This window comes from Arthrobacter sp. 05L45_2 (assembly GCF_056397525.1).
The window spans coordinates 1-10,733 of sequence record NZ_JBFTNO010000099.1 but is presented as its reverse complement, the minus strand read 5'-3'; the positions used below and the strand labels follow the sequence as shown (position 1 = coordinate 10,733).

Here is a 10,733-nt window from a genome sequence, read left to right as displayed (position 1 = left end):
GCCCAGGAAACCTTGATGCCGCGGATCTCATCGATGGCCAGCAGCGCCTCGGGGCCCACCACCACTTTGTTCTCCTTGGGCCGGATTTCCAGGACAAACCGGGGCTTGCCGTCGGCGGCGGGGGTGCCGAGCTTCAGGCCGCGGCGCTGGCCGACGGTGAAGGCGTTGGCTCCCGGGTGCTCCCCCACCTTGGCGCCGGATTCGTCCACGATGTCGCCCGTGGTCATCTCGATCTTCTCGGCCAGCCAGCCGGCGGTGTCGCCGTCGGGGATGAAGCAGATGTCGTGGCTGTCGGGCTTGTTGGCCACCGAAAGCCCGCGGCGTTCCGCCTCGGCCCGGACCTCAGCCTTGGACGGGGTGTCTGCGAGCGGGAACATCGAGTGGCGGAGCTGTTCGTGGGTCAGGACGCCGAGCACGTAGCTCTGGTCCTTCGCCCAGTCGGCGGCGCGGTGCAGTTCGGGGTTGCCGTCGGCGTCCGTGATGACCTTGGCGTAGTGGCCCGTGCAGACGGCGTCGAACCCAAGGGCGATCGCCTTCTCCAGCAGTGCGGCGAACTTGATCCGCTCATTGCAGCGCATGCACGGGTTGGGGGTGCGGCCGGCGGCGTATTCGTCTATGAAGTCCTGGACCACATCTTCTTTGAAGCGTTCGGAAAAGTCCCACACGTAGTAGGGAATGCCCAGCACGTCGCACGCCCGCCAGGCGTCACGGGAATCCTCGATGGTGCAGCACCCGCGGCTGCCGGTCCGCAGCGTTCCGGGCATACGGGAAAGCGCGAGGTGGACCCCGACGACGTCGTGGCCGGCCTCGACCGCGCGGGCTGCGGCGACGGCCGAATCGACGCCGCCGCTCATGGCTGCAAGAACTCGCATGCTGGCTTTCTTTAGGAGATGGGGTTTTCGCGGCCGGGCTCCGACGCTGGAGCTAACACAGTGTCCGCTCCGCCATTCTATCGCCACGCCGAATCCTCCCCCAAAAAGCTCTCCTGGGCGGCCGGCCGAAAGRCCTTGACGGCGCTCCCCCGGGCTTCTAACGTCGGCATTGACGGTTTTAGAAACCAGGGCCCCACAAAGGGCTCCACACAGCACAGGACGGGCGGGCAAAGATGACCGAGAACATCGTGATCGTGGGCGGCGGGCTGGCCGGGGCCACCGCCGCCAAAACCCTCCGTGCGGAAGGCTTCGACGGGCCTGTGGTCCTGCTGGCGGAAGAGGCACACGCCCCCTACCTCCGGCCGCCGCTGTCCAAGGAGTACCTACTCGGCAAAGACGGTGAGGAGGCGCTTCCGGTGGTTCCGGCCGGCTGGTACGCAGAGAACGACGTCGACCTCCGCGCCGGTGTGTCGGCCGCCGGACTGGACACGGGCACCCGCTCCGTGACCCTCGCCGACGGCTCACGGCTCCCCTATACCTCGCTCCTGCTGGCCACCGGTGCGCGGCCGCGCTCGATTCCGCTGCCCGGAAAGGACCTCGACGGCGTGATGACGTTCCGGACCGTGGAGGACAGCCGCCGGCTGCGGGACGCCCTCGCCGGCGGCGGCCGGAACGTGGTGATGGTCGGTTCCGGCTGGATCGGGATGGAACTGGCCGCCGCGGCGAGTTCCTACGGCAACACCGTTACCCTGCTGGGGTTGGAGCACGTGCCGCTGGAAGCCGCGATCGGGCCCGACCTCGGCCGCTTCTTCCGGTCCCTGCACGAATCCCGCGGCGTACGGTTCCGGCTGCCGGCGTCGGCCGCCGAGATCCTGGGCGATGCCGGACGGGTCTCCGGTGTCCGCACGGACACCGGAGAAGTCCTGGCGGCGGACCTCGTGGTCGTCGCCGTCGGCGTGGTTCCGGAAACGTCGCTCGCCGCGGCGGCCGGCCTGGACCTGGACAACGGGATCCTCACCGACGCGTCGCTACGGACCTCCGCCCCGGGAGTCTTCGCCGCCGGTGACGTCGCCAACGCGCTACATCCGTTTACCGGCAAGCACCACCGCAGCGAGCACTGGTCCAACGCCCTCAACGGCGGGAAGGTCGCAGGGAAGGCGATGCTGGGCCTGCAGGCGGAACTGGACACAATTCCCTATTTCTACACGGACCAGTTCGACGTCAGTATGGAATATTCGGGCTTCCCGGGCCTGGTGGACGGCCCTCCGGTGGTCCGGGGTTCGCTCGAGGAGAAGGCCTTCCTTGCATTCTGGCAGCGCGGCGGCCAGGTGGTGGCCGGTATGAACGTCAACTGGCCGCGGTCCGATAAGCCCCAGAAAGCCATCAAGGCCCTCATCGCGTCCCGGACCGCCATCAGTCCCGGCGCCCTGGCGGACACCGACGTCCCGCTGGATCAGCTGCTGCCGGACGCCTAGCCCTGCGCGGCGGACTGCCGGAACACGGTCCCGGCGGTCTGGATGCTGGACTCGTGTCCGGCCATTCCGGCCTGGCGTGCGCGGGCATAGGCCCCCGGCAGGGCCGCGAGGAGGGCGTCGACGTCGGACTCGGACGACGCATGGCCCAGGGTGAAGCGCTGGGCACCGCGCGCGGTGTCCTCATCCAGGCCCATGGCGAGCAATACATGGGACGGCCGCGGAACCCCGGCGGTGCAGGCCGACCCCGTGGAGGACTCCACGCCGGCAAGGTCCAGGAGGAACAACAGCGAGTCGCCCTCGCACCCAGGGAAGGTGAAGTGGGCGTTGCCGGGCAGGCGGCCGGGCCCGGGGGCGCCGCGGAGTACAGCCTCGGGAACCGCCGCGCGGACCCCCTCGATCAGCCGGTCCCGCAACGCGGTGATCCTCGCCGACTCCGCGGCAAGGTGGCCCGTGGCGGCCTCGGCTGCCGCGGCGAAGGCGGCGATCGAGGCGGTGTCCAGGGTGCCGGAGCGCACGTCACGTTCCTGTCCCCCGCCGTGCTGGACCGGCGTCAGCGTGACGGCACGGCCCAGGAGCAGGGCACCGACTCCCACGGGTGCGCCGATTTTGTGGCCGGAGATGGACATGGCATCGAGGCCGGTATCGCGGAAATCGACCGGCACGGATCCGAACGCCTGCACGGCGTCGGAGTGCACGGGGACACCGGCGGCGTGGGCCAGCCGCACAATGTCGGCCACAGGCTGGATGCTGCCCACCTCGTTGTTTGCCCACATAACGGTGACCAGGGCGATCGAGGCAGGATCATCGGCCAGCTCGGCGGCCAGGACCGTAAGGTCCAGCACGCCGTCGGCGTCGACGGGCAGCCAGCGGACCTCGGCACCCTCGTGCCGCTCCAGCCATTCCACCGTGTCCAGCACGGCATGGTGCTCGACGGCGGAACACAGGATGCGCGTCCGGCCGGAAGCTTCGGCGCGGCGGGCCCAGTACAAACCCTTGACGGCCAGATTGTCCGCTTCTGTCCCGCCGGAGGTGAAGATGACTTCCGAGGGATGGGCCCCGGCCGCGGCAGCCAGGGTCTCCCGTGCGTCCTCCACGGCCCGGCGGGCGCGACGGCCGGATCCGTGCAGCGACGACGGGTTGCCGGTACGGGCCAGCTCGCGCGTCAGGGCGGCCAGCGCCTCTGCGGCGAGCGGTGTGGTGGCGGCATGGTCTAGGTATACGGGCACAGCCCAATTCTACTGTGCGGCGCCCGGGGACCGCTGGTGTACATTCRAGCGGTGAARGCGTCCCTSTACCTCRTCCTGGCCACCCTGTTCTGGTCCGGGAACTTCGTGGTGGGCCAGGCCGCGGTTGCCTCGATGACGCCTCTGGACCTGACATTCTGGCGCTGGACGCTCGCTGCCGTGCCACTGCTGGCCCTCGCCCAACTGGTGGAGAAGCCGGACTGGCGCGCGGTGCTGCGGCGGTGGCCTGTCCTGCTGTTGCTCAGCGTCCTCGGCATGGTCAGCTACACCCTGCTGCTGTACGGCGCGCTGGGCTACACCTCGGCGATCAATGCCTCCCTGATCACGGCGGTAAACCCGGCCCTCATTGTGGTGCTGGCGATCGTGGTGCTCGGCGAGAAAACCACCCGGCTCGGCTGGCTCGGGCTGATGGGGGTGCTGCTGGTCCTGACCCGCGGGGAGCTGCAGCGGGTGCTCAGCCTCTCGTTCAACACCGGCGAACTGATGATGGTCGGTGCGATCGTTGTGTGGGCTGCGTACACGATCATCGCCCGCCGGCTGGAGGTCCCGGCCATTGCCGCCACCGCGGTCCAGGTCGCCATGGCGACCGTTATGCTGGCGCCTTTCGCCGTCGCCCTGCAGGTGCGGCTCCCTGACACCCCGGTGGGCGGCTGGTCGCTGGCGTACATCGCTGTGTTCCCCTCCCTCGGCGCCTACCTGTTCTGGAACCTGGCCCTGAAGACCACCCCGCCGGCCACCGCAGGAAACTATCTGAACCTGATGGTCGTCTTTACTGCCATCATCACGGTGGCGCTGGGCACGCCGCTGACGCTGGTTCAGGTAGCCGGCGGCCTCCTGGTTGTTGCCGGGGTGCTGCTGACCGGCTTTAAGGGCCGGGCCGCACTCAGGACGGCAGGATCCGGGCGCAGCACTGGACCGGGGACGCGGCTCCGTCGGCCCTGAGCTGTTCGATGTCGAGCGCCTCCACCCTGGCCGGGTCCACGCCGCAGGCTGCCGCGGCCCCGCCCAGGAACGCGCCGTTCATCGCGCACACCACGCCGGCATGGCCCTGGGCCACCCGGTGGAAGGGACAGTTGAGCAGCACCAGGCCGCCCTCGCCGTCGTCCGCGGGCTGGTAGCCCTCGGCGACCAGTACAGACGGGAAATCGTCGGCGCCGGCGGCGTCAGCCGCGGCCCCGCCCCGGACGCGGGCGGCACGCAGCAGCGCGTCCCTGGCCGATCCGCCGTCGGCGGCCGAATCCTCCACGGCGGAGACCAGCAGCTCGGCGGCGAGGTCGTAATTGCGCTCCGGGACTGACGCGGAGACCTCCTCGACTGCGGCCCGGTACAACTTGGCCGGCCGGCCGGAACCCGGCCCCTCCTTGCCGCCGAGTTTCCGGAATTCCACGGCCAGCAGTCCGTCGCGCACCAGGCGGTCCAGGTGGAACGACGCCGTACTCCGCGCCATTCCCAGAGCGGCGGCCGCGTCGTCGCGGCCCACGGCGTCCGGGGCTGCGGTGACGACGTCGAACAGGCGGCGGCGGTTCTCGTCGCCCAGCGAGGCGACGGCGGCCACCCTGCTGATCCAGGGAACTCGGTTCATGGGCCCAGCCTAACTCTAAAAACAAGATGCGTTGCTTAATTCAGCACTCTCATTCTAAAATCAAAGTATTCAACTTTAGAAGGCGTAGACCCATGAAATCTTCAACAACCCTTTCGGCTCCGGTCATAAGCGTTGCCGGCCAGCAGCGGCAGGCCTACCTGTTGCTGCGCACGGTCTTTACTGTGGCGCCGATCATCTTCGGCCTGGACAAGTTCACCAACCTGCTCACCCACTGGACGATGTACCTCGCGCCGGTGGCGACTTCGGTGGTGCCGGTCCCGGCGCAGACCTTTATGTATGTGGTGGGCATCGTCGAAATCATCGCCGGCCTCGCCGTGGCGTTCCGGCCGCGCTTTGGCTCCCTGCTGGTGGCGGTGTGGCTGCTGGGCATCATCATCAACCTGCTGGTCCTGGGCAGCTTCTTCGACGTGGCCCTGCGCGACTTCGGGCTGCTGGTCGGAGCCCTGGCCCTGAACCGCCTCTCGCCCGCAAAGGGCCGGTAGGCAGCTCCTGGTGGCCGCCGCTCGTCCGTCCCGGAAGGGATCAGGACGACGGCGGCACCACGGCGAGCCGGGCGGCGATGTCGGCCCGCGCGGCCGCGAGCGCGGCGGGCCCGGGGCAGGATACGGAAATGTACACGGACGAGCCGGCCTTCGCGAACAGCCGGGCATAGCTGGCCGTTGCCCGCGACCCGGCCTTTTTCCCGTCTTCGAAGACAAGTACTTCCACCTTCGGCGCCGGTTTGTCCGGCTGGCCGCCCCAGCGCAGGGTGGCGGTCTTGAGGTAGGCCGGCTGGATGGTGGGATCCAGGTAGTGGAAGAGCGCCTCCGTGGACGCCTTGTCGTCGCCGGCGACGGCCAAAGGCCACTGGTTTACGCGGACCTTGGCATCAACCACACAGCCGTCGGCTTTGCGGTATTCGGTGGCACCGGCCACCGCCTGCTTGGAGGTCTTCCACCGCGGCGCGTCATGGAGTCCGTCCGAGAGCTGCACCGGGACTCCGGCCGCGAGACGGTCCCCCGCGGCAAGGGGCAGGTTCCGGGCCGCGACAGCGTCGGCGTCGTACCCCGGCGTCACCGTCGGGGTCGCCAGGGTGGGGGCCGCGCTGCCGGTGGGCCGGGGCGCTGCCGGATCCGGGACGCCCACACTGCAGGCCGCCAGGAGCGGCACCAGCGCCAGGAGTAGGCCGGTTACGCGGGCGCGGCCAATGCGGGGGCGCGGCGTCGTTGCCAGACGGACGGCAGCCCGGCTTCCGGGCGTGTTGCGCGTAGCCATATCCCCTCCCCTACGCCAGGACCCGGAGGGCCCCGGGGACAACGTCGATGGTCAGCGGCAGCGGTCCGAYCCGCTCCCCGTCCGCGTAGGCGACCACCCCACGCGCTTCCAGTTCGACCCGCCGGACGCGGCGCAGTTCCACGGCCGGGTGGGCCACGTGACGGCCCGAGAAGACCTTGGGGAAGACGGCCAGGAAGCCCGCGCGGGAGAGCGGCCGGACGATGAAGAGGTCCAGGTACCCGTCGTCGAGGACGGCGTCGGGCGCCACCTTCATGCCTCCGCCGATTGACTGGCCGTTGGCCACCGAAATGAGCATGGCCCCCTGCTGCCAGCGTTCGCCGTCGGCCGTGACGGTGTAATCGATGGCGCGGAAGGTGGCCAGTTCGCGCAGCATCGCCAGGTTGTACCGGGCCTGCCCGCGCGGCCGGCGCCAGTTGTTGGCCCGCTCGTTGACGGCAGCATCGAAGCCCGCCGAGACCACCCCGGCAAACCAGTGCGTCTTTCCCGCCGAGCTGACCCGTCCCGCGTCGATCAGGCGGCCGCCCGCCGGCAGTGCGGCCAGGACCCGTGCGGCCGCGGCCGGGATGTCATGCCGCGGGAGGCCGAGCGCACGGGCCATGTCGTTGCCCGTGCCGCTGGGAATGATGCCCAGGGGTGTTTCGCCGAACGCGGCGCCGGACCCGGCGAGCGCATTCACCCCCAGGTGCACCATGCCGTCGCCGCCCACCACCACCAGGGCGTCCACGCCGTCGGCGAGAGCTTTGTCCACGGCGCGGGCCAGGGCGTCGTAGCTGTCCTCACACAACTCGAGGACCTGCGCTCCGGCGGCGCGGAGGCAGGCCGCCGCCTCCCGGCCGGCATGCTGCCCGCGGCCAAAAGACGCGCGCGGGTTGACGGCAAGGGCGATCTTCATGCGCTGAATTATGCCAGCCGGCGGGAACCTTCCGCGGTCACGCGCTCGTTATTCCCCCAGTTGGTTAAACTGGCCACGCCGGAGGTCCAGGCCGGACTGGCTCCACTGACACAAAGGAATCTTGCTTGACGCAGGCCGACAGCTCGCACTACCAGGTCCTCAGGATCCCCGTCACCGCGACGGACAAGGACATCAAGGTGGCCTACCGCAAGGCTGCCCGCACCGCCCACCCCGACCACGGGGGCGACGCCGCGACGTTCCGCCGGGTCACCCTCGCCTACGAGACGCTCATCGATGCCCGGCGCCGCGCGGATTACGACCGCTCTTACGGCAGCGGCACCGCGTACTCCAGCAGCACGGCCCCGGCCGACGACGGAGCACTTTTCGACGCGCCGGCAGCCGGCAGCCGGGCCTCTGCGCACGTCCGCCGCCCCAATACACCCCGCAACACCGCCGCGGATGCCCCTGTCTATGTCCCGTCCTTCGAGGAAGTCGAGGCTGCCGGCGGGGTACCCCTGATCCCGGCGTCGACGGCGCGGCAGCAGGTCCATGGGATGCCCCGCCGGCGGGGCATCTTCGGCGCCGAGGCCCGCATCCAGCGTGAGATGCGGACGGTGCAGCTGATCACCCGGCAGATCCTGCCGRCCATCCCTGCCGCCCGCCTGGTCAACGGCCTGCAGTCCCCGGCGGATAACAGCCACATCGACCACGTCCTGCTGTCCGGCTACCGGCTGGCCATCATCGGGTCCATGCTCCTGCCGCCCGGCGCCTACGCATGGAACGGCAGCACCCTCAACCACGGCGGCCGCTCCGTGGCTCCGCCCCAGCTGGCCCATGTGGTGCGGCGGATGCAGGACATCTTCCCCGAACTGAATGTCACCGGCTGGACCGTGGTCCACAGCACGGACGGCAACCTGCACGAGCCTGTGATCGACCGGCACGGACGCTCAGCCCGGGACCGTTCGGCTAGCCACGAACTGGTCCAGGTGGTCAACGCCGCCGGGCTGGCCCGCGGCCTGAAGCAGTTCCTCGGGTCAGGGCCGGCTCCGAACACCGTGAACGTCCCGGTGCTCGCCAGGCTGCTACGCGGAATGCACTAGCCCGCGGCCGGCTGGCTAGGATGGAGGCGTGTTCCGCATCCTCTTCCACAGCCCCGAAATCCCCGGCAATACCGGCAATGCCATCCGACTGGCCGCCATCACCGGGGCCGAACTGCACCTGGTGGAGCCGCTGGGCTTCGATTTCTCCGATGCCAAGCTCCGCCGCGCCGGACTGGACTACCACGACCTCGCCGTTGTCACCGTGCACCCCGACATCGACGCCGCCTGGGCCGCCCTGCAGCCGGAGCGTGTTTTTGCCTTCACGTCCGACGGCGAAACGTCCTACACAGACATCAGCTACCGCCCCGGCGACGTGCTGATGTTCGGCCGGGAGTCCGTGGGCCTCTCCGAGGAGGTCAAGCACGATCCGCACGTAACCTCGCGGGTGCGGCTTCCCATGTTGCCGGCCCTGCGGTCGCTTAACCTCGCCAACGCTGCCTCGATCGCCGTTTACGAGGCCTGGCGCCAGCAGGGCTTCGCGGGCGCCAAGCTCTAGCCCAACTTCAAGCACCGCGGGCCGACCCCGGTCGCGGTCGCGGCCGGCACAAAAAGCCCTCCAGTCCGGCCCATCCGGCGCCCGGCCCGCTCCGAATCTTTTGTGAGACACCACGGAAGGAAGCGAAGGGAGCGAGGAGCGGCAGGTGACAACGTTGCAGGTGGATAGACGTCCGGCCCATCAGATTGCGGACCCGCACGGTACAGTTCAGCCCCGGCTTGGCCCGCGACCGGCGGCTGGCACCCTATGCTTGAAGATGATGGAAACTCCGAATGCCCCGAATCCCGAGGCCGCCGCTCCCCCCAGCGCTTCAGCCGACGTAAACCGCCGGCTCGGAGTTCTGCTCGGACAGATTGCCAACGGTGACCAGGCCGCGTTCGCCGAGTTCTACCAGCTCACCTCGCGCCGGGTATTCGGCATGGCCCGCCGGGTCCTGATCGACGTCGAACTCAGCGAGGACACCACCCAGGAAGTCTTCCTCCAGGTCTGGCAGAACGCGGCAAAGTTCAACGCCGACGCCGGCAGTCCGCTCGCGTGGCTGATGACGATCTCGCACCGCCGGGCCGTGGACAAGGTCCGGTCGTCGCAGTCGTCCACCGACCGGGAGGCCCGCTACGGCGCCAGCAGCCAGGAAATCGACCACGACTCGGTCTCCGACGAGGTCGGCAGCCGGCTCGAGGCCGAGGCCGTGGTCAGGTGCCTGGACACCCTGACCGACACACAGCAGGAATCCGTCCGGCTCGCCTACTACGGCGGGCTGACCTACCGGGAAGTCGCGGAAAAGCTCAACGCCGCCGTTCCCACCATCAAGTCCCGCATCCGCGACGGACTGATCCGACTGAAAACCTGTTTGGGGGTGAGTTGAGATGAACCACATCGATCCGCAGGACGGCAGCCGCACACCCGGCAGCTTCTCCACCGACATCGCCGGAGACCTCAGCTCCGGCCGCGCCGTTGACCTCGCCGAGGTCTATGCGCTGCACGCCCTCGACGACGCCGAACGCGCCGCCGTCGACCGCCACATCGCGGAGGCAACCCCGGCCGTCCGCGCCGAGTTCGAGGAACGCGTCCGGCAGGCCCGCGAGACGCTGGCCACCAGCTTCACCGCGGAGGAGGAGCCGCCGGCGGCACTCTTTGGCCGCATCGTGGCCGCTCTGCCCGTCCAGGCCGCGGAGTCCGGCAGCGCCACGCCCGCCGGCACCGGCACTCCCCCCGTTGCAGCACGGCCGGTCCGGGAACACCCCGATAGTCCGGTCGTGGACGAACTCGGCGCGGCACGCCAGCGCCGGGAGGAACGGCGCCGGCCGCAGGGCATGCGCAACTGGCTTATTGGTGTCGCAGCCGCAGCTGCGATCGCCGTCGGCGGGGTGGGGGTGGGCGCCTATGTCGCCAACCAGAACGACCCCGTCAACCAGGTGCTCGAGGCCAGCGACGTGCGCAAGGCCACAGTCGACGTCATCGGCGGCGGCACGGCGTCGCTGACTCTCTCGTCGTCGAAGGACGCCGCCGTCGTCAAGATGAACGGCGTTCCTGCCCCGCCGTCGGGCAAGGTCTACCAGATGTGGCTGATCCCCAAGGACGGCTCCGCGCCGGTCTCCAAGGGCCTGATGGACGCCGCCGCGCTGTCCAAGCCGGCCGTGGTCACGGGCATCGGCTCGGCCGCTGCCCTCGGCATCACCGTGGAACCGGTGGGCGGCTCGAAGACGCCCACCATGCCGACGGTGGCCGCCGCACCGCTGGGCGCCTGACCGGCCACAGCCCACACACCATAAGAAC

Annotated in this window: 12 protein-coding genes; 7 read left to right on the top strand and 5 right to left on the bottom strand. The window is 69.6% G+C overall.

What is annotated here, in order from left to right:
• Positions 1 to 872, bottom strand: an 872-nt coding sequence (gene mnmA, locus AC1DHD_RS09415) for a tRNA 2-thiouridine(34) synthase MnmA (protein WP_476879451.1), incomplete at its 3' end; no start/stop codon positions are given.
• A gap of 233 nt (positions 873 to 1,105) precedes the next feature.
• On the opposite strand from mnmA, the gene AC1DHD_RS09410 reads away from it, so the two are divergent.
• Entirely contained in the window at positions 1,106 to 2,347 is a 1,242-nt protein-coding gene (locus AC1DHD_RS09410) for an NAD(P)/FAD-dependent oxidoreductase (protein WP_476879450.1), read from the top strand.
• On the opposite strand, the gene AC1DHD_RS09405 is transcribed toward AC1DHD_RS09410, so the two are convergent.
• Positions 2,344 to 3,573 (bottom strand): cysteine desulfurase family protein, encoded by a 1,230-nt coding sequence (locus tag AC1DHD_RS09405; protein WP_476879449.1) that lies wholly within the window; start codon positions 3,571 to 3,573, stop codon positions 2,344 to 2,346. The two genes, AC1DHD_RS09410 and AC1DHD_RS09405, sit on opposite strands and share 4 nt — an antisense overlap.
• Positions 3,574 to 3,624: 51 nt before the next feature.
• Here AC1DHD_RS09405 and AC1DHD_RS09400 point away from each other — a divergent pair, with 51 nt between their 5' ends.
• Positions 3,625 to 4,533: a DMT family transporter gene (locus AC1DHD_RS09400; RefSeq protein WP_476879448.1), complete on the top strand. Its 909-nt coding sequence runs from the start codon at positions 3,625 to 3,627 to the stop codon at positions 4,531 to 4,533.
• On the opposite strand, the gene AC1DHD_RS09395 is transcribed toward AC1DHD_RS09400, so the two are convergent.
• Positions 4,475 to 5,173, bottom strand: a complete 699-nt coding sequence (locus AC1DHD_RS09395) for a helix-turn-helix transcriptional regulator (RefSeq protein WP_476879447.1) — start codon at positions 5,171 to 5,173, stop codon at positions 4,475 to 4,477. The two genes, AC1DHD_RS09400 and AC1DHD_RS09395, sit on opposite strands and share 59 nt — an antisense overlap.
• A 92-nt stretch (positions 5,174 to 5,265) precedes the next feature.
• Here AC1DHD_RS09395 and AC1DHD_RS09390 point away from each other — a divergent pair, with 92 nt between their 5' ends.
• Positions 5,266 to 5,676, top strand: a complete 411-nt coding sequence (locus tag AC1DHD_RS09390) for a hypothetical protein (protein WP_476879446.1) — start codon at positions 5,266 to 5,268, stop codon at positions 5,674 to 5,676.
• 40 nt (positions 5,677 to 5,716) lie between these two features.
• Here the strand turns inward: AC1DHD_RS09390 and AC1DHD_RS09385 are convergent, their stop codons facing one another.
• Positions 5,717 to 6,448, bottom strand: coding sequence for a hypothetical protein (locus AC1DHD_RS09385; protein ID WP_476879445.1), 732 nt, complete (start codon positions 6,446 to 6,448; stop codon positions 5,717 to 5,719).
• Between the two features lie 10 nt (positions 6,449 to 6,458).
• Positions 6,459 to 7,361, bottom strand: a complete 903-nt coding sequence (locus AC1DHD_RS09380; protein ID WP_476879444.1) for a diacylglycerol/lipid kinase family protein — start codon at positions 7,359 to 7,361, stop codon at positions 6,459 to 6,461.
• Between the two features lie 125 nt (positions 7,362 to 7,486).
• Here AC1DHD_RS09380 and AC1DHD_RS09375 point away from each other — a divergent pair, with 125 nt between their 5' ends.
• From AC1DHD_RS09375 to AC1DHD_RS09360, 4 genes are all read left to right on the top strand, one after another.
• On the top strand, positions 7,487 to 8,461 hold the full coding sequence (locus AC1DHD_RS09375) for a J domain-containing protein (RefSeq protein ID WP_476879443.1): 975 nt from the start codon (positions 7,487 to 7,489) through the stop codon (positions 8,459 to 8,461).
• A 28-nt stretch (positions 8,462 to 8,489) separates the two neighbouring features.
• Positions 8,490 to 8,957: a tRNA (cytidine(34)-2'-O)-methyltransferase gene (locus AC1DHD_RS09370; protein WP_476879442.1), complete on the top strand. Its 468-nt coding sequence runs from the start codon at positions 8,490 to 8,492 to the stop codon at positions 8,955 to 8,957.
• 259 nt (positions 8,958 to 9,216) lie between these two features.
• Positions 9,217 to 9,822 carry an ECF RNA polymerase sigma factor SigK gene (sigK, locus tag AC1DHD_RS09365; RefSeq protein WP_476879452.1) on the top strand — a complete coding sequence of 202 codons (606 nt, stop codon included), beginning with the start codon at positions 9,217 to 9,219 and terminating at the stop codon, positions 9,820 to 9,822.
• A 1-nt stretch (position 9,823) separates the two neighbouring features.
• Positions 9,824 to 10,705 carry an anti-sigma factor gene (locus tag AC1DHD_RS09360; protein WP_476879441.1) on the top strand — a complete coding sequence of 294 codons (882 nt, stop codon included), beginning with the start codon at positions 9,824 to 9,826 and terminating at the stop codon, positions 10,703 to 10,705.
• Positions 10,706 to 10,733 lie beyond the last annotated feature (28 nt).